The sequence below is a fragment of the Phenylobacterium sp. genome (assembly GCF_036821595.1).
Lineage (GTDB): Bacteria > Pseudomonadota > Alphaproteobacteria > Caulobacterales > Caulobacteraceae > Phenylobacterium.
In genome coordinates this window covers 1-18,568 of record NZ_DAISJG010000025.1, presented here as the reverse complement: position 1 = coordinate 18,568, position 18,568 = coordinate 1, and the positions used below count along the sequence as shown (strand labels likewise).

15 protein-coding genes are annotated in these 18,568 nt (G+C 71.2%); 8 read left to right on the top strand and 7 right to left on the bottom strand.

All coding sequences use genetic code 11. The annotated features are described in order from the left end of the window. Window positions 1-8: 8 nt before the first annotated feature. The 5 genes from V7Z97_RS12455 to V7Z97_RS12435 are packed head-to-tail and all read right to left on the bottom strand — an operon-like array spanning window position 9 to window position 7,337. Complete coding sequence (locus V7Z97_RS12455) at window positions 9-1,217, bottom strand: acetyl-CoA C-acetyltransferase (RefSeq protein ID WP_334163749.1); 1,209 nt, start codon at window positions 1,215-1,217, stop codon at window positions 9-11. Window positions 1,218-1,257: 40 nt separating this feature from the next. Beyond that, entirely contained in the window at window positions 1,258-1,947 is a 690-nt protein-coding gene (locus V7Z97_RS12450; RefSeq protein WP_334163748.1) for an acyl-CoA dehydrogenase family protein, read from the bottom strand. Between the two features lie 5 nt (window positions 1,948-1,952). Continuing rightward, window positions 1,953-3,104 carry an acyl-CoA dehydrogenase family protein gene (locus V7Z97_RS12445; RefSeq protein WP_334163747.1) on the bottom strand — a complete coding sequence of 384 codons (1,152 nt, stop codon included), beginning with the start codon at window positions 3,102-3,104 and terminating at the stop codon, window positions 1,953-1,955. A gap of 7 nt (window positions 3,105-3,111) precedes the next feature. Next, window positions 3,112-4,524 (bottom strand): alpha/beta hydrolase domain-containing protein, encoded by a 1,413-nt coding sequence (locus V7Z97_RS12440; RefSeq protein ID WP_334163746.1) that lies wholly within the window; start codon window positions 4,522-4,524, stop codon window positions 3,112-3,114. Then, window positions 4,524-7,337, bottom strand: coding sequence for a TonB-dependent receptor plug domain-containing protein (locus tag V7Z97_RS12435; RefSeq protein WP_334163745.1), 2,814 nt, complete (start codon window positions 7,335-7,337; stop codon window positions 4,524-4,526). Before V7Z97_RS12435 ends, V7Z97_RS12440 begins: the two co-directional genes overlap by 1 nt. Window positions 7,338-7,582: 245 nt before the next feature. On the opposite strand from V7Z97_RS12435, the gene V7Z97_RS12430 reads away from it, so the two are divergent. The 8 genes from V7Z97_RS12430 (at window position 7,583) to V7Z97_RS12395 (ending at window position 17,261) form a co-directional block, all read left to right on the top strand. After that, window positions 7,583-8,653 (top strand): phosphotransferase family protein, encoded by a 1,071-nt coding sequence (locus V7Z97_RS12430; RefSeq protein WP_334163744.1) that lies wholly within the window; start codon window positions 7,583-7,585, stop codon window positions 8,651-8,653. Then, the gene (locus tag V7Z97_RS12425) at window positions 8,650-10,371 is read left to right on the top strand and encodes a class I adenylate-forming enzyme family protein (RefSeq protein ID WP_334163743.1); all 1,722 of its coding nucleotides are present in this window, start codon (window positions 8,650-8,652) and stop codon (window positions 10,369-10,371) included. The genes V7Z97_RS12430 and V7Z97_RS12425 overlap by 4 nt, the downstream gene beginning before the upstream one ends. Further along, window positions 10,368-11,687 (top strand): spinster family MFS transporter, encoded by a 1,320-nt coding sequence (locus V7Z97_RS12420; protein ID WP_334163742.1) that lies wholly within the window; start codon window positions 10,368-10,370, stop codon window positions 11,685-11,687. Before V7Z97_RS12425 ends, V7Z97_RS12420 begins: the two co-directional genes overlap by 4 nt. Before the next feature lie 36 nt (window positions 11,688-11,723). Beyond that, on the top strand, window positions 11,724-13,346 hold the full coding sequence (locus V7Z97_RS12415) for a carboxylesterase/lipase family protein (RefSeq protein WP_334163741.1): 1,623 nt from the start codon (window positions 11,724-11,726) through the stop codon (window positions 13,344-13,346). 26 nt (window positions 13,347-13,372) lie between these two features. After that, complete coding sequence (locus tag V7Z97_RS12410; RefSeq protein ID WP_334163740.1) at window positions 13,373-14,281, top strand: IclR family transcriptional regulator; 909 nt, start codon at window positions 13,373-13,375, stop codon at window positions 14,279-14,281. Between the two features lie 52 nt (window positions 14,282-14,333). Then, window positions 14,334-15,734: a CapA family protein gene (locus V7Z97_RS12405; protein WP_334163739.1), complete on the top strand. Its 1,401-nt coding sequence runs from the start codon at window positions 14,334-14,336 to the stop codon at window positions 15,732-15,734. Then, window positions 15,731-17,011, top strand: a complete 1,281-nt coding sequence (locus tag V7Z97_RS12400; RefSeq protein ID WP_334163738.1) for a spinster family MFS transporter — start codon at window positions 15,731-15,733, stop codon at window positions 17,009-17,011. The genes V7Z97_RS12405 and V7Z97_RS12400 overlap by 4 nt, the downstream gene beginning before the upstream one ends. A 67-nt stretch (window positions 17,012-17,078) precedes the next feature. Further along, entirely contained in the window at window positions 17,079-17,261 is a 183-nt protein-coding gene (locus tag V7Z97_RS12395) for a hypothetical protein (protein ID WP_334163737.1), read from the top strand. A gap of 1 nt (window position 17,262) precedes the next feature. Here the strand turns inward: V7Z97_RS12395 and V7Z97_RS12390 are convergent, their stop codons facing one another. Together V7Z97_RS12390 and V7Z97_RS12385 are read right to left on the bottom strand one after the other, a co-directional pair. Then, entirely contained in the window at window positions 17,263-18,291 is a 1,029-nt protein-coding gene (locus tag V7Z97_RS12390; RefSeq protein ID WP_334163736.1) for a TrbI/VirB10 family protein, read from the bottom strand. Next, the coding region (locus tag V7Z97_RS12385; protein ID WP_334163735.1) for a TrbG/VirB9 family P-type conjugative transfer protein at window positions 18,288-18,568 on the bottom strand (281 nt) is incomplete at its 5' end. The genes V7Z97_RS12385 and V7Z97_RS12390, both read right to left, overlap by 4 nt.

Sequence of the window (18,568 nt, the reverse complement as noted above, 5' to 3'; positions counted from 1 at the left end):
TGCGACATTTAGGCGCGCTCGAAGACCGCCGCGATGCCCTGGCCGCCGCCGATGCACATGGTCTCGAGGCCATATCGACCGTCCCGGCGGTGCAGCTCGCGCAGCAGGTTTGCGAGGATCCGGCCGCCGGTCGCGCCTATGGGATGGCCAAGCGAGATCCCCGAGCCGTTGACGTTGAGGCGGTCGCGGTCGTCCCAGCCCCAGCCCTTCAGGACCGCCAGCACCTGGGGCGCAAAGGCCTCGTTGAGCTCCACAAGGTCGATGTCGCCCCAGCCGAGGCCGGTGCGCGCGAACAGCCGCTCCACCGCCGGAACCGGGCCAATGCCCATCCGCGCCGGGTCGCAGCCGGCCGCGGCCCAGCCTACGAACCAGCCCATCGGCTCCAGGCCCAGCTCCGCGAGCCTGTCCTCGGCGACCACCAGGCAGGCGGCGCCGGCGTCGTTCTGCTGGCTCGCATTGCCCGCCGTGACCACGCCGCCCTTCTCGATCGCCGGCAGCTTGGCCAGGCTCTCCAGGGTGACATCGCCGCGCACGCCCTCGTCGCGGTCGAACACCACCGGGTCGCCCTTCCTCTGCGGCGTGACGACGGGCACGAGTTCGTCGTCGAACTTGCCCGTGGCCCAGGCGTCGGCGGCGCGGCGGTGGCTCATCAGGGCGTATTCGTCGCATTCCTCGCGGCTGATGCCGTAGTCGCGGGCCAGGTTCTCGGCCGTCTCGATCATGCCAGTGATCACCCCGAACCGCGAGATCGGCTGCGACATTACCCGGCCGCGGGCCAGCCGGTCGTGCATGGTCACCGACCCCGCTCGCGCGCCCTTGCGCATATCGAGGGTGTAGTACTCGGCGTTGCTCATGCTCTCGCAGCCACCGGCGATCACCACGTCGGCCGCGCCGGTCTGGATCATCATGGCGGCGTCCACCACCGCCTGCAGGCCGCTGCCGCAGCGGCGGTCGAGCTGGTAGCCCGGGACCTTGATCGGCAGGTCGGCCGCCAGCGCTGACCAGCGGGCGATGCAGGGCGCCTCACCGTTGCCGTAGCCCTGGGCGAAGATGACGTCGTCGATCCGCTCCGGATCCACGCCGCTGCGGTCCACCAGAGCCCGGATGACTGTTGCGCCAAGGTCGCCGGCGGTGACAGACGAGAGCGCGCCCAGGTACTTGCCAACCGCGGTGCGGATCGGACTGACGATGGCGGCGCGGCGGAGTTTGGAAGGCATAGGGCGGCTCCAGCAGATGGTGTTCGGCAGGTCAGGACAGTCAAAGCTTACGGGCGAGCGTGGTGAGGTCGGAGCTCTCAGATAGCGCCCACGCCCCCAGCCGAGCCGCCCACCAGCCCTCGCCCCCGTGCGCCAGGGCCAGTTGGCGCAGGCGGCGGGTCAGAGGGTGCAGGGCGTACTCTTCACTCACCCCGATGGCGCCGTGAACCGCATGGGCGATGGCCGACACGCTCCGCGCGGCTTGGCAGCAGCGCAGTTTCGCGACACCGGCGCGGTGCTCGCTCACCTCGGGCGCCGGGCCCAGGAAGGCCGCCTGAGCCGCCATGCGGGCCGCCAGCACCTCCTGGGCCATCACGGCGATCTGGTGCTGGACAGCTTGGAAACGGCCGATCTCGCGGCCGAACTGCTTGCGCGTCAGCGCGTACTCGACGGTCAACGCCTGGATGGCCAGCATCGCCCCCGCCATCTCGCCAGCGGCGAGGGTCGCCCACAGCGCCCGGGTTGGGTCGCCGGGGGCGCGAGCCGCTATCTCCCGCAAGATCGGCGGCGGTTCCGGCCGTCCGCCAAGCTCGAGGGCGAGCGGGAAGAGCGCCTCGAGCGGTAGGCCGGCGCCGCCGTCAGTCTCCGGCTTCAAGAGATCCAGGAAACCTGACGCCTCCAATGTGGGCCATGGATTGTCGGTGGGAAGGCTGTCGAGCAGACGGGAGAACTGGTCGGCGAGCAGGTCCATGGGCCTCACCTCAGCCCCAGCCCGCGCGCGATGATGCCGCGCAGGATTTCGCGCGTCCCACCGCGCAGGGAGAAGGTCGGGCACATCGCCGACACATACTCCAGAGTTGCGAGCAACTCGCCCGGAACGCCTCCCTCCGGCTCGCCCGCCAGATGGTCGCCAATGAGCGCGGGAATGGATTGCTCGAACCCGGTCCCCAGATCCTTCACGATGGACGCCTCCACGACCGGGCTCGCGCCCCGCGCCAGCATGGCCGTGACCGAAAGCGACATGTTCCGAAGGGTCGACAGCTCGGCCAGGAGCCGCCCGGCGATGATGCCCTCGGCCTCGGTGAGACTGCCCCGGCCCCGCACGTAGGTCAGCCAGGCGTCCACCAGCACCGTGGAGGAGTAGATCCGCTCTGGTCCGGATCGCTCGAAGGCGAGCTCCGCGTTCACCTGCTCCCAGCCGGCGCCCTCCCGCCCTATCAGGGCGTCCTCGGGCAGCAGGACATCGTCGAAGTGCACCTCGGAGAAATGTTCGTCCCCGGCGAGGTCACGGATCGCCCGCGCCGTTACGCCGGGCGTTCGCATGTCGATCAGCATCTGCGAGAGGCCGGCGCTGCGGTCCTCGGCCCCCCCGCTGGTCCGAACCAGCGCGACCATGAAGTGCGCCTTGTGGCCGTAGGTGGTCCACAGTTTGGTTCCGGATAGCCGCCAGCCGTCACCGGTCCGCTCGGCGCGGGTGCGCACGCTGGCAAGATCGGAGCCGGCGTTCGGCTCACTCATCCCGATGCAGAAGAAGGCCTCCCCCCGGCACACCGCGGGCACGATGCGGCGCTTCTGCGCCTCGGTACCGAACCGCAGGATCAGGGGCGCGCTCTGTCGCTCGGCGATCCAGTGGGCCGCGACCGGCGCGCCCGCGGCCAGCAGTTCCTCGATCAGCACGAACCGCGCGAAAGGACTGCGGCCTCCGCCGCCGAAGGCCTTTGGCAGCGTCAGTCCGACCCAGCCCTTCTCCGCCAGAGCCCGGGTGAAATCCGCATCGAAGCCCATCCAGGTCCGGGCCCGCCGGGCGGCTGGCACGCCGTCCAGGCGCTCGGCCAGGAAGGCCCGCACCGGCTGGCGCAGAGCCTCGTCCTCCGGAGGTATGACGGCGAGGTCCAGGGTCCGCAGCATGTGCAGATCAGCGGGCGCGGCGCTGCGCAGCGTCGAAGCCGCGGAAGGTTTCGGCCTCGGCGATCACCTCGGCGGCGTCCTCTCGAAGCAGTCGGCCCTCCCGGACCAGGGCCGCCGCCCGGGTCCGCACCTGCGCCAAGTATCCCTGGTGGTCTCGGTAGCGGCGGACGAGCTCGTCGCGGGGGAACGGGTCCATACGTCCGCCGCCGCGGCAAGCTACCTTCGGGGCCTCGTGGGTCTGGTAGTAGCGCGCCACCGGCACATCGAGGCGCGTGGAGCGGAGGCCGCCGCTCGCGTTGCCCGCGGCGTCCTTCACCACATAGCCGTAGCGGTCGATGACGATCGGCTGCGAAGGCGGTGGGGCGGCGTTCCGGTCCGACCAGGCCTTCAGGTGCTCGATCGCCAGCGAGTAGTAGTGATGCAGCGGGAAGTCGCTCTGCGCGGCGCCGCACAGCTTCGTCAGGTCACCGCCCATGGGATCGCGCGAACCCCGGTGGTCTGCGCCAGCCACCTCGTAGGCGCGGTAGCGCTCTTGAGGCGCGTCGCTGTCGGCGCGGGGTCGGAACGGCATCCCGAACTCGATCGCCGCGCTCGAATTCACGCTGATCACCGGCACGTCCAGCCGGGCGGGCCGCTGTCGCACATCGTAGGGCATCAGGTCGCCACTGTCGGCATTGATCCGCGGGTACCAGCCCGGCTCGCCGAGGAGCACCGCGTCGAAGATTGGATCGCCGCCGGGGAGCCGCTCCCGGGCATGGAAGGTGTTGGCGAAGAAGAGGGTAAGCGCGCCAGATCCGGACCAGCCGCCGATCATCGTCTTTCGGACCCGCAGCGGCCCGGTCAGGTCTCCCGCCTTGGCGAGCCGCCCCACCGAGGCGATCACGTCCCAGTTCAGTCCCCCCTCCCGGCCGCCGCTTCCCATGCCGAGCCACGCGTAGCGGACAGGATCAGTCCGCTTCAGCTTCGCGATCGGGTCGCCCTCGCCGTAGAGGATCAGGTTGCGGGTCGTGGTGATCCCGATCCAGACGTCGCCGCGGCGGGCGAAGTAGTCTTCGCTGGCGCGCCAGGCGAAGGAACGGCCAAGCTCGGGATGCATGGGTTCGACGAACGCCCAGCCGCTGAACCTGCGAGGATCGGCGGGGCGGCGCACGATGACCCTCGTCGACCACGGCTCGCGATCCTTGATGACCCTGGCTTCACCGGCCTCGTCGTAACCGAAGATACGGCCTTCGCCGCTGACGACGAATTCCTCCTCCACATAGCCGGCGGGAAGGCTCGGGTCGGTCTGATCGACCAGCCCCTTCCCGGCCGGCGGCGGCGTCACCACCGCCGGAGGCGGCAGCGACAGGGGCTCGGCCGCGTGCGCGGCCACGCCCCCGAACAGGCCGAGAACGACCGCGAGGCGGCCAGCCGCGCGCATCAGAAGTCGAACCGCAGGCCAACCGTGTAGTAGCGGCCGCTCAGGTCATAGATGAAGTTGTTCGTCGGATAGAAGGTCGCCGTGGTGACGCTTGGGGCCGGCGGCGGATCCTTGTCGAACAGGTTGTTGATCGTGACGAAGGCCTCAAGCTCGCGACCACGCACCTCGAAGTCATACTTCGCGGTGACGTCAGTATAGAAGACGGCCGGGATCGTATTGTCGTTGATCTGCGCGCCTTCCTGCAGCCTGTGGTCGTAGTACCCCTTGGAGACGTACCGCTCCTGCAGGAAGAGCTCGAGGGGGCCGCGCTGCCAGGAGAGCGCCAGCGCGCCGGTCCAGCGCGGCGTGCCGTTGGTGATCGTGGCGACGCTATTGCCCAGATCGCCGGCGCGATCGACGGGCGCCGCGCCCGCGAGCGTGGTCTCATTGCGCCCGATGGTGCTGGCCAACAGGCGCGCCCCGAAAGCCCCGTCGAACAGGTCGCGGCGATAGGCGATCTCGACGTCCACGCCGTCCTGCTTCACGGAAGCGGCGTTCTGGAAGGGCGTCAGCACCGCCTGGATGGCGCCGGCGGCGGTGCGGCTGACCAGCGCGCACTGCTCGGTCGAACCGGCCGCGCAGGCGTTGACGACATCCTGCGGCGTGGGCAGCGAGATCGCATCGTCGATGCTGATCTTGTAGGCGTCGACGGCGAAGCTGAAGCCTTCGAACCAGGACGGGCGGTAGACGAAGCCCGCCGTCGTGGTGTCCGCGCGTTCCGGATCAAGGTTCGGATTGCCCTGGCGACGATTGAAGAAGCGGACCAGGGCATTCCCCTGCTGCGGGTCCCGCAACTGTCCCTGGCTCTGGGTCGTGCCGGCGAACAGTTCACCGAAGTTTGCGGCGCGGATGTCGCGTGAACGCGTGGCCCGCAGCCGCAGGTCCGGAATGGGCTCCCAGGTGCCGCCGACCTTCCAGGTCGTGACCCCCCCGCTGATGCTGTAGTCCGTGTAGCGGATCGCGGCGTTCAGCTCGAGGGAATGGGCGAATGCCTGATCGCGCAGCAGCGGGACGACCGTCTCGGCGAAGACCTCCTTGATGTCATACGAACCGCGGCTGGGCTGCGGATTCGTCAGGATGAAGCCGCCCAGCACGCCGTCCAAGGTCGCAGGCAGGCCGCGTATGTTGGTGGCGGAAATCCGCGACTGGGAGATCGAGTCGCTGATCTGACGCGTGCTGACCTTCCGGTACTCGGCGCCGGCGGCCAGGGACACCGGCCCCGCCGGCAGGGCGAACGGCTCGCCGGAGATCTGGGCCGCGAGCACATCCTGTTTCACGGTCTGCTTCGAGTAGGACGTGCCGGTGATGTAATCGCGCGCGGCCTGGGACGGCGCGCCGTCGCCGAACAGGTTGACGGGCACGCACCCGTCGCTTGGCGTGGTCAGGGTCGAGCGGCAGACGATCTGGCCGCCCGGCCCGACAACGGCGTCGGCCGCCCGGTAGGCGTTCTCGTAGATCGTGTTGGAACGGGTCTGGATCCGCTGGATGGTCTCGCCGTGCTCGTAGTAGGCGGAGGCCTGCCATCCGTCGAACAGGTCGGCCTTGAGGCCGGTCACGAAGTTGTAGCTCAGGTTCCGCACGTGGAAGTTGGCGCGGCCGAAGTCACGATCAATGCGGCCGAGGCGGAAGGACGGCGTGTTCGTCGCCAGCAGCTGCGCACGCAGCGCCGCGGGCAGGAAGGCGTTGTCCGCATAGATCGTGAAGGCGTTGCCGGCGGTGGTGTTCGGATTGGTGCTGATGAACTGGGTGATCGACTGGCCGTAGGTGCCCTCGGCGAACAGCTGCAGCGTGTCCGAGACGTCGAAGGTGGCGTGGGTGAAGAAGGTCCCATAGGTCAGGCTGGTGGGCAGGCCCGCCACGTCCTGGACCCCGTCGCCCCCGATCTGGAACGAGGTCGTCGTCCCCGTGCCCCGGTCGTAGGGCGCCAGCACGCCGCCCGGCAGGAACTGCTGGTTGGCGAACGGCCCGCTGGTGACCAGCCCCCCGTAGGTGCCGGTGGAAATCGCCGCGTCACGCGTGATGAAGGTCGTCGGAACGCCACTCGGCGTGTTGATCGGACCCCAGCTCGCCTCGATCCAGTCACGACCATGGGCGTACTGGAACCCGTCCCGCTTGGCGAACTCGCCGGACGCCACGATATGGGCCCGCCCATCCAGCAGCTTGCGGCCGCCGGTGAGGTTCACCTTGTAGGACTTGTCGTCCTCGTAGCGGGAGATGCCGCCCTGGAGCTCGCCCTTGAGGCCCTCGTACTGGGTGTCGAGGACGAAGTTCACCACGCCGGCGACGGCGTCGGAGCCGTAGGCGGCCGACGCCCCCCCGGTCACGATGTCCACCCGCTGCACGAGCGCCTGCGGGATGAGGTTCACGTCCGTGGCGCTCGAACTGTTCGAAGGCACGCTCCGGCGGCCGTCAAGCAGCACCAGCGTGCGCGAGACGCCGAGCGCCCGCAGGTTCAGGTAGTTGCCGCCGGCGTTGGCGTTGGCCGACGGGCCGGCGCTGGCCGGCGTCGATGAGCGCTGGAACTGAGGCAGCTTGTTGAGCGCGTCGGGGATGCTGGTGGGGGTGGAGGCGGTGAGCTGGTCGCGATCGACCACCGTCACCGGCGTGGGCGCATCGAAGCCGTCCCGCACGATACGGGACCCGGTGACGATCACCTCCCCGACCTCGGCGCCCTCCTGCGCCCAGGCCTGACCGCCCGCGCCCAGCGCGATCAGTGACGCGCCCATGGCCAACTGGAGACGCAAAGCGATCGGCGTCGCGCGCGAAGCCTTCATGACGTTTCCCCTGTCCCTGGCCGACCTTGGGCCGGCTCTTGTTTCGCCCCGGTGTGAGGTCGGAGGGGAGCGTACGACGCCGCCGCGCGACGTCAAGTTTTTATAAACGGTCATTCTCACTGTTGAACGTCACACGCAAACAGCCGGCATGTCGTCCTTTGTCGGCTTTTTGTTCGAATAGCTATTCTCCCCCTTGAATAACATGGTCGGGCGCCCCTATCGTTCCGATCCAGAATGGAGTCCCCATGAGGCCGACCGCCGCCACCGCCGTCCCGGAGACTGCCCAACCGGCTCCCACAGACGACCTGGACGGGGGACGGCTTGAGTCCTGGCTGGCCAGGGCGGTGGAGGGCTACGCAGGACCTCTGGAGGTGCGCCGCTTCGCCGGCGGCCAGTCCAACCCCACCTACCAGTTGATCACGCCGCACCGGCGCTATGTGCTCAGGCGGAAGCCCGCCGGACCGCTGCTCAGGTCGGCGCACGCGGTCGATCGCGAGTTCCGCGCCATTCGCGCCCTGCGCGACGCGGGCTACCCCGTGCCTCAGGCGTTCGCGCTCTGCGACGACGACTCCGTGATCGGGTCGATGTTCTATGTGATGGAGATGGTCGAGGGACGGATCCTGTGGGACGGCCGGCTCCCCGACGCGACGCCGACCGAACGGGCCGCGATCTACGACGCCCAGATCCAGGTCCTGGCGCGTCTCCACGTCCTCGAACCGCAGGAGATCGGGCTCGCGGATTTCGGGCCGGCCGGCAACTATTACGGCCGCCAGGTCGCCCGCTGGACGAAGCAGTACCGCGCCTCGGAGCAGGACCCGATCCCGGAGATGGACCGGCTGATCGACTGGCTGCCGAGGAGCCTTCCCCCCGAACGTCCGGCCCGTGTGGTCCACGGCGACTTCCGCCTCGACAACATGGTCTTCCATCCCTCGGAGCCGCGCGTCGTCGCGGTGCTGGACTGGGAACTGTCCACGCTCGGGGACCCCATCGCGGACCTGACCTACCTGCTGATGCAGTGGGTCATGCCCCCCGGGGAACGGAACTCGCTGCTGGACGCCGATCTCGCGGCCTTGGGCATTCCGGACGTGGAAGCGTGCCTGGCGCGCTACGGCGAGCTGACCGGCCAGTCGGTGGACTCCCTCGACTGGTGCTTCGCCTACAACCTCTTCCGGCTCGCCGCGATACTTCAGGGGGTGGCCGGGCGCTTCCTGGCCGGCAACGCCTCCAGTGAACGGGCGGCGCGGGCCGCTGGGCGGGTCCGTCCGCTCGCGATGACGGCCTGGCAGTTCGCCCTGAAGGCGGGGGCTCGCGGATGACCGTGGCCTGGCCCGCGGCGGACGTCGCCGAAACCCTGCGCCGTCTCACGGCGCCGGGGGCGCCGTTCGAGATGCGCGAGGCCATGGTCGCCGGACGCCGGCTCCGCATCTATCCGACCGCGGCGTCCACCATGCGGCAGGTGTTCGACGCCAGCCGGCGGTTCGGGGCCCGCGACCTGCTCGTCTACGAGGGCGAGCGGATCAGCTTCGACGCCCACTGGCGCGCCGCCACCGCCTTGGGGTGGGTCCTTCACTCCCGCTTCGGGGTCCGGCCGGGCGATCGCATCGCCATCGCCATGCGCAACCTTCCGGAGTGGTCCGTCTGCGCCTGGGCGACGCTTGCGACAGGCGCCGTGCTGGTCCCCCTGAACGCCTGGGAGCCGGGCGCGGTCCTGGCCCGCATGCTCGGGGACTGCGGCGCGAAGGTCCTGTTCGCGGACGCCGAACGCGCCGCCCGCCTCGCGCCGCATCGGTCCGAGCTCGCGGGCCTGCGCATGATCGTCGCCCGTGACGACGCCGCGGCCGAACCCCTTGAGGCGATCATAGGCGCGCCGTCCACCTATGGGGCGCTCACGCCGGAGCCGCTGCCCGACAGCGGCGCGGGGCCCGACGACGACGCCACCATCTTCTACACGTCCGGCACGACCGGCCACGCCAAGGGCGCGGTGGGGACGCACCGGAACCTGGCCACCAACCTGGTGAACATCGGCTTCCGCGCTGCCCGCGCCGCGGTGCGCCGGGGCCAGCCGCCGCCGGCGCCTCCAACGACGCCTCGGTCCCAACTTCTGCCCCTGCCCTTCTTCCACGTCACCGGCTTCCACTCGGCGCTCGTGCCCGCGGTCGCCAACGGCGCCACCCTGGTCCTCATGCACAGGTGGGACGCCGAGCGCGCCCTCGACCTTATCGAGGAAGAGCAGATCGGCGCCCTCACGCTCGTGCCCAGCCAGGTGGTGCAACTGCTCTCGTCGCCGACGCTGTCCCGTCGCGACCTGAGTTCCGTCGACACCGTCGGCTACGGCGGCGCCGCGGCGTCGCCGGAGCTGGCCGGGGCCGTCCGCGCCGCCTTCCCGCACGCCATGCCGGGCCAGGGCTACGGCGCCACCGAGACCTCGTCACTGGTCGCCGCGAACAGCGCCGAGGACCTGCTGCACCGCCCCTGGAGCGTCGGCCTGCCCACCCCCGCCTGCGACGTTCGCCTCGTCGACGATCGGGGCGGCGACGCCGCGCCCGGCGAGCCCGGCGAGCTCTGGGTGCGAGGGCCCAACGTCGTCCGCGGCTACTGGAATGCGCCGGAGGCGACCGCCGAGGCCTTCGTGGACGGCTGGTATCGCACCGGCGATGTCGCGACCCGTGACGAGGAAGGCTTCATCCGAATCCTCGACCGGGCCAAGGACATGCTGATCCGCGGCGGCGAGAACATCTACTGCGCCGAGATCGAAGCCGCGCTCCAGGCGCACCCGGCCGTCCTCGAGGCCGCCGTCGTGGGCCTGCCCGATGCTGTCCTGGGGGAGGTTGTCGGCGCGCTCGTGCACCTGCGGCGCGGCCACTCGCTCTCGGCCGAGGCCTTGTCCGCCCACGTCGCGCCGGCCCTCGCGGCCCACAAGCGTCCCGTGGTGATCCGCTTCCGGGATGCGCCGCTGCCCCGCAACGCCGCCGGCAAGGTGCTCAAGCGGGCGCTGAAGGCCGAACTGGCCGCCCAGCAGGAACCCGCCGCATGAGCACGCTCGACACGTCCGCCGCCCCGGCGCCTGCCACGGCGGCCATGACGAAATCGACCCGCTATGTGCTGGTCCTGCTGTTCCTGTTCTACCTGTTCAACTTCCTCGACCGCCAGATCGTCAACATCCTGGCCGAGCCGATCAAGACCGACCTGGGTCTGGCGGACTGGCAGCTCGGCGCCATGACCGGCCTGGCCTTCGCGCTGTTCTACACCGTGCTCGGCATCCCGCTGGCCCGCTATGCGGACCGGCCGACCACCGACCGGCCGAAGCTGATGGCCGTGTGCGTCATCATCTGGAGCGGCATGACGGCGCTGTGTGGCCTGGCCGCCAACTTCGTCCAGTTGCTGCTGTTCCGGATCGGCGTCGGGATCGGCGAAGCCGGCTGCTCGCCCGCAGCCCACTCCCTGATCTCCGACCTCGTCCCGCGGGAGCGCAGGGCCCGGGCGATGAGCCTCTATTCGCTCGGCATTCCCCTGGGCAAGCTGATCGGGATGGTGATCGGCGGGGTTGTCGCGCACGCCTGGGGCTGGCGCGCCGCCTTCGTCCTCGTGGGCGCCCCCGGCGTCATCCTGGGCGTCGTCGCCTGGTTCACGCTCCGCGACCCCCGCCGCGACGCGCCGAAACCCGCACAGGTGGTCCAGCCCCTCCCCCTGATGCGCGTGGTCCGCGATCTGCTGCCCAATGGCGCGCTCTGGTGGGTGAGCCTGGCGGGCGCCTTCATGTCGTTCCTGAGCTATGGGCAGAGCGCCTTCGTCGGCTCCTTCTTCATCCGCGTCCACGGGCTGAACGTCGGCCAGGCGGGCGTCCTGCTGGGCCTCGCCTTCGGACTGGCCGGGGCCGTGGGCACCTGGGCCGGCGGCCAGATCACCGACCGCGTCGCGGCCAGGCGGCCCCGCGCCTACGTCCTGCTGCCGGCGCTGGCCGCCGCGGGCGGCGCGGCCCTGTTCGCGCTGGCCGTGATGGCGCCGACGATGATCATGGCCCTCCTCCTCCTGGCGGCGGCGTCGGCCCTGAACTCGTCATGGTACGGCCCGGTCTTCGCGGCCGTGCAAAGCATCGTTCGCCCGCAGCAGAAGGCGACGGCCGCGGCGGTGCACCTGTTCGTGGTGGCCCTGATCGGCCTGGGCCTCGGCCCGCTGATCTTCGGCGCCGTCAGCGACTGGCTCAACGGACGCGGCCTCGGCGTCGCCGAGGGGCTGCGCTATGCGCTCCTGCTCGCCTCCATACCCGCCGCCCTCCTGGCGATCTTCTGCTTCTGGATGGCGTCGCTCTCGATCACCCGCCACCTCGCCGACGGCGACGCCCACGCATAGAGCCGCCGCGAACGGCCCACAAAAGGGAGAAACGACATGGACGCGACGAACGCCAAGGGGATGGGCCGCCGCCAGCTGCTGGCCGTCGGGGCGGCCTCGCTGCTGGCCCCCGCAGGTACGGCCCGGGCCGCGGCGGTGGAAGCCCGGACCACCGCGGGCCGGATCCGTGGCGAACGCCTGGCCAGCGGCGTTCATGCCTTCAAGGGCGTCCCCTACGGCGCTCCGACCGGGGGAGCCGCGCGTTTCCTGCCGCCGCAGCCGCCGAAGCCGTGGGCAGGCGTCCGCGACACGGTGGCCTGGGGACCGAACGCCCCGCAGGTGCCGATCGCCCGGTACGATGTGCTCGAGTCCTGGGACGGCGGCTTCGACGACGCGCCGCAGAGCGAGGACTGCCTGGTGCTCAACGTCTGGAGCCGCGGCCTGCGGGACGGCGCCAGGCGCCCGGTGATGTTCTACCTCCACGGCGGAGGCTTCTGGGGCCGCTCCGGTTCGCGGGAGGTCTTCAATGGCGCGAACCTCGCCCGCCTGGAGGACGTGGTGGTGGTCACCATCAACCACCGCCTCAACATCTTCGGCTACATGTACCTGGGTCACCTGGATCCGAAATTCGCCGCGTCGGGCAACAATGCCCAGCTCGACATGGTGCTGGCCCTGGAGTGGGTGCGCGACAACATCGCCGAATTCGGCGGCGATCCCGACAACGTGACCCTCTTCGGCCAGTCCGGCGGCGCCAACAAGATCAGCACCCTGATGGCCATGCCGCGGGCCAAGGGGCTGTTCCACAAGGCGATCATCCAGAGCGGCAACTTCGTCCGCGGCAAGCCGCTCGACACCGCCTCGGCGATGTCGAACGCCTTCATGGCCAGCATGGGGCTCGAGCCTTCCGACCACCGGCGCCTGCAGGAGGTCTCCACGGCGGACCTCACCGCCGCCCTCCGCGCCGCCTCGAAGACCGGACATTCGGACCGCAGCTTCGGTCCGGTGGTCGACGGCGTGGTCCTGCCGAAGGGGCCCTGGTGGCCGGAGGCCTCCGACCTCAGCGCGAACATCCCGGTGATGATGGGCAACACCGCCGACGAGATGACCATGATCGTCGGCAGCTCCGACCCCTCCATCTTCCGGATCACCGAGGCCGAGCTGCCGGCCAGGCTCGCGCCCTATATCAAGGGCGGCGACGCGCGGAAGATCATCGCCGACTTCCGCAGGCTGACGCCGGACGCGAGCCCCAGCGACCTGTTCTTCGACATCACCACCGCGCGCACCATGCGCGGCACCTCCATCCTCGTGGCCGAGCAGCGCGAGAAGCAGGGCGCGGCGCCCTTCTACATGTACGAGATCGGCTGGCGGACGAACGTCGACGGCGGCAAGTGGAAGTCGCCGCACTCGATGGAACACGGCTTCACCTTCTTCAACCTGCACAATGTGGCCACGGTGTACGGCGACACACCGGGCCAGGTCCAGATGGCCGAGCAGCTGAGCAGGACCTGGGCGACCTTCGCGCGGACGGGCAATCCCAACAACCCGCGGATCCCGCGCTGGCCCGCCTATGACAGCCGCACGCGGCAGGTGATGGTCTTCAACGTGCCGTCCCGCGTGGTGGCCGACAACCGGCGGGGCGAACGGCTGGCCCTTGCCGGCATGACGCCTTACATCGCCTGATCCCCAAACCGACAGGACCTCGCCCCATGACTGCCGAAGCGCCGGCGCGACGAACCCGCCGGACCGCCGACCCAGCCGCCCCGCCCGCGCGCCCCGCCGCGCGCTCGCGCGCCGGGGAGAACGGCCGGGCCGAACCCGAGAGCGAGACCGCGGGCCTGGTGGGCTCGGTCGTCCAGGCGCTGGCGATCCTGCGCTACATCGCCCGGACACGAGAGCCCGCGGGCGTGACGGCGATCGCGCGCGCCATCGGGATCAGCCCGAGCAGCTGCTTCAACATCCTGCGCACCCTCGTGGCGGAGGGATTCGTGGAGCGTGACGACGAGACCAAGACCTATCTGCTGGGCGTGGCGCCGCTCGACCTCGCCCGCAGCGTCATCGACGAGAACGGGGCCTTCACCTACCTGCGGGCGGACATGCAGCGCCTGGCCGACACCTTCTCGGTCACCACCACACTGTGGCGCATGACGCGCAGCGAACGCTGGGTCCTCGTCGGTCTGACCGAGAGCCTGGCCCTGGCCCGCATCCACATGACCATCGGCCAGCGCCTGCCCCTCTACGGCGGCGCCATGGGCCGGTGCCTTGCGGCGCACCGGCAGTCCTCGCAGTCGGAACTGCTGTCGCGCTTCCGCTCCGTGCGCTGGTTCCGGGCGCCTTCGGTGGAGGAATACCTCGCCCAGGTGGAGGAGACCCGCGTGCGCGGCTGGGGACTGGACCAGAACCAGTTCAACCAGTTCTTCTCGTCCATCGCCGCGCCGGTGATCGACAACGACAACCGGATCCGATTCTGCGTCACCCAGACCATGTTCGACGGCCAGCATAGCCCGGTGGAGATCCAGGATCTGGGCGAGGCGACCCTGCGGGTCGCCGACCACGCATCCCGGAACCTCTACGGCCGCACGCGCTCGGCGAGGCCGCTGGGGTCGGGGGACGGCTGAGGGCGCCCCCGCCCCGCGAGTTCCAGAAAAGAAGACACACAGGGAGGATGGGATGATCACGCGGCGCGCCGCACTGGCTTCGGCCGCCGGAATGATCGGGGCGGCCGCCGCCCCGGCGCTGGCGCAGACCGCCTACGACCCGGCCATCGAGACCGCCACCACCATCGGGGACGGCTTCACCTTGGCCGCGGTGGGCGACATCATCTACCCCCTGCCTCTGGCGGGCTCCCCGGACCCGCGCTTCCAGGCGGCGATCCGCCCCATCAGGGACGCCGACCTCGGCTACGGCAACCTCGAGATGTCGATCATCGACGCGCCGCGCTTCCAGGGCGTTCCGTCCTACCTCTTCATGGGCTCGCCGGACGTCGCGGAAGACCTGCGGGCGATGGGATTCGACGCGCTCGGCCGAGCCAACAACCACCTCTACGACTATGGCCCCGAGGGGATGATCGAGACGAACGCCCACCTCGACAGGGCGGGCATCGTCCACTCCGGCTCCGGCCCGAACTACGGCGCCGCCCGGGCGCCGCGCTACCTGATGACCCGGAAGGGCCGGGTCGCCTTCGTGACCGCGGCGACCACCCACTCGCCCACGTTCACGCCGCTCTTCCAGATCGTCCGCGCGCTCCCGGCCTCCAGCGAGATGCCGGGCCGGCCGGGGATGAGCGTGCTCGGCACCACGCAGATCTTCAACGTGCCGCCGTCCCTCGCGGAGTCTGTCCGCGCCGTGAAGCGGGCCTTCCCCACCGGCGGGGCGCTGTACGCGCCGACAGCGGACACCCCGACCCGCTTCTCCGCCATGGGCCAGGAATTCCAGGTGGCCGACGTGGATCGTCCCCAGTTCACCTACGAGGTGGACCAGAACGACGTGAACGCCATCCTCCGCTCGGTGCGGGAGGGCAAGGCCAAGTCGGACTTCCTGGTCTTCGGGCTTCACACCCACGAAACCCGCTACGCCGCGAAACCCGACACCGATCCCGAACCCGGGGACTTCCTGCAGGGTTTCGCGCGCCAGGTCATCGACGCCGGCGCCGACAGCTTCGTGGGCGCCGGCGTGCATGTCCTGCGCGGCATCGAGATCTACCGGGGCCGGCCCATCTACTACGGTCTGGGGGAGTTCTTCCGGCAGATGGACATAAACCGCCCCAGCGGGCAGGCCCCGCAGCGCGGCGACGTGAACAGCGATCCGGCGAAGTACGAGTCCGTCGTCGCCGTGAACCGCTTCGACGGCGGCGCGCTGGCCGAGGTGCGGCTGCACCCGGTCACGCTCGGGGCCAGCCTTCGCATGGCGCATCGGGGCGTACCGCGCGCCGCCTCGCCGGCCGAGGGCCGCCGCATCCTCGAGCGCCTTCAGGCCCTGTCCGCGCCCTACGGCACGAGGATCGCCATCGAGGGCGACGTGGGCGTCATCCGCCTGGGCGCCGCCGGCCGCCGCACCGGAAGGTCTTCATGACCGCCGCCGCCGCCGGCGCGACGGCCGGCCGGGCCAGCGCGAACGGCGCGGTCGCCCTGCTGCTGGTCATCTACACGCTCAACTACCTCGACCGGCAGATCGTCAACATCGTGGCCGAGCCGATCAAGACGGAGCTCGGTCTCCTCGACTGGCAACTCGGGCTGCTCACGGGACTGGCGTTCGCCGTCTTCTATACGGTGCTGGGCATTCCCCTCGCCCGTCATGCCGACCGCGCCCGGACCGACCGGCCCGTGCTGATCGCCGCCTGCCTCGGCGTCTGGAGCGCGATGACGGCGCTCTGCGGGCTCGCCACCACCTACGTCCAGCTGCTGCTCGCACGCATCGGGGTCGGGGTCGGCGAGGCCGGCTGCTCTCCGGCGGCGCACTCGCTCATCTCCGACATCGTGCCCCGGGAGCGCCGGGCGTCGGCCATGGCGATCTATTCCATGGGCATTCCGCTCGGGAAGCTCTTCGGCCTGCTGATCGGCGGGGTCATCGCCCAGGCCCTCGGCTGGCGCATGTCCTTCCTCCTGCTCGGCGTGCCGGGCGTGCTCCTGGCGCTGGTCACCTGGAAGCTGCTGCCCGAACCCAGGCGCCGCCGGCCGGTTCCGGCGGCTCCGCCGGTCCACACCTCCATAATGGCCTCGCTCCGACAGCTCACGCCCATTCCCACCTTCTGGACGATCACCTTCGGCGGGGCGTTCATGTCCTTCCTGAGCTACGGGCAGACCGCTTTCCTCGGCTCGTTCTTCATCCGCGCCCACGGCGTCAACGTCGGAGAGGCGGGCGTCATGCTGGGTCTGGCGCTCGGCGGCGCCGGGGCGATCGGCACCTGGCTCGGCGGGCGGATCGCGGACCGCTGGTCCCGGCGCGACCGGCGAGCCTACGTCCTGGCCCCCGCCGTCGCGTCCGGCCTCGGCGCCCTGCTCTTCGTGACGGCCATCCTGTCCCGGGACCTGTGGCCCGCGCTCGCCATCCTCGCGGCGGCCACGGCGCTGACATCGGTGTGGTACGGGCCGGTGTTCGCCACCGTCCAGAGCCTGGTGGAACCCGATCAGCGCGCCATGGCGGCGGCCGTGCACCTGTTTTTCGTGAACCTCATCGGACTGGGGCTCGGCCCGCTCACCTTCGGGATCCTGTCGGACCTGCTGAACAGCAGCGGCTTGGGGCCGGCCGAGGGCCTCCGCTACGCGCTCCTCGCCGGTTCAGCGACCACCGTGGTGGCCATTGGCTTCTTCCTGGTCGCGAGCCGTACGATCCGCGCGGATCTGAAGTAGGGCCTGGCGCGCCGCCCGGCGAGCCCGGCCGCTGGCGGAATCGGGACGGGGCCGCCATCCTCCGACCATGGCCGAGCGCTACCACGTCCGCCCCGACCGTGAGGGCTTCACCGTCTACGACCTGTGGACGGGCGAGGCCGCCGTCATCGCCATGACCCCGCAGACGGGGCTCAGCCGCGAGGACGCCGACCACACCGCCGACCTCCTCAACCTGCGCGCCCGGCGCGGCGAGCGGGCCGTCTTCCAGTAGGTCAGCCCCCGGGCCAGGCCTCCAGCGCCAGGTCGCGGGGCAGCAGCACCCGCAAGGGATGGCCCGGCTCGAGCGCGATGCGCGGGCCAGCGTCGAGGCTTCGTCCCACCACCTGCCCGCCCACCTGGGCCCCGACGTCGGCGCCGCCGCGCCGCAAGGCCCGCCAGGCCGCCCCGTCGCCGTCGCCCGCCGCCAGCTCGCCGGCGGTGGCCAGGCCGAGCGCCACGAGGGTCCCGGCCGCCATCTCCCGCCACCGGCGGTCCACGCGCCCGGCCAGGCCCACGGCCCCGTCCGCGTCGAGCCCCGGCGCGCCGCCCAGGTCCAGGGTCCGGCCGTCGGGCAGGAGGAGCCGGGTCCAGGTGACCGGCAGCCGGCCCTGTCCCCCCGCCGGGTGCGCATAGTCGCCGATCAGGCGGCTGCCCTGGGGAACGAGCAGCCGCCGCCCGGTGGCGGTGTCGTGGACGTTCTCCGTCACCTGGGCCGCCACGGGTCCGGGCAGGTCCGAGCGCACCGCCGTGGTCAGCGCCGCGCGGATCGTCTGCCCCGCGGCGAGCACAAAGGTCGGGGCCGCCGGCGCAGCCGCGTCCGGACTTGGATCCCCCTCCCCTTCGCGCCCACCGGCCGGCGAGGTCCGCGACCCGCCCGACGTCCCCGCCACGAACAGCCCGCTGGCCCGGGCCCGGTCGCCCTCCGCCTTCGCGGCCTCGACGGCCGGGATCACGGAGCCGGGGGTCCCCGGCGCGACCAGCACGGGCGGCTCGGGCGGCGCCGCGGACGGCAGCCGCAGGTAGTCGCGCGGCAGGGCCAGCAGCCGCTCGGGCGGCGGGGGCGTCGGCGGCGCCGGCTGTTCCGGGACGGCCGGTTCGCGGCCGGCGGTGAGCGCCCAGCCGGTGACCGCCGCCAGCGCCGCGGCCGAGATCGCCGCGGTGAGCAGGACGGCGCGCCGGGAGAGCCGCACGGCCTGCGGCGCCGGGCCGCGCAGCCGCAGCCGCCGGGCGAGCGCCCGCTCCTCGTCGCGGGCGCCGCTCACGGGCGCGGATCCCGCACCAGCCGCACCCGGGCGGCGCGCCGGCCGCTCCCGAGCCGCAGCTCGGCGGCCGGGAAGACGCCCTCGACGACCATCCGCGTCCCGCGGACCCGGACGCGGGCGGCCTCGACGCCGCCGTCGGCGGCCGGGACGAGGAGCGGCGGCAGGCCGCCCCTGGCGACGGCGGGCGGGAAGTCGACATAGGTGCGCCGGCCGTCGTCGAAGACCCTGAGCGGCCGGAACGGCGCCCTGCCCTCGATCCGCCACCCGAAGCGCAGGT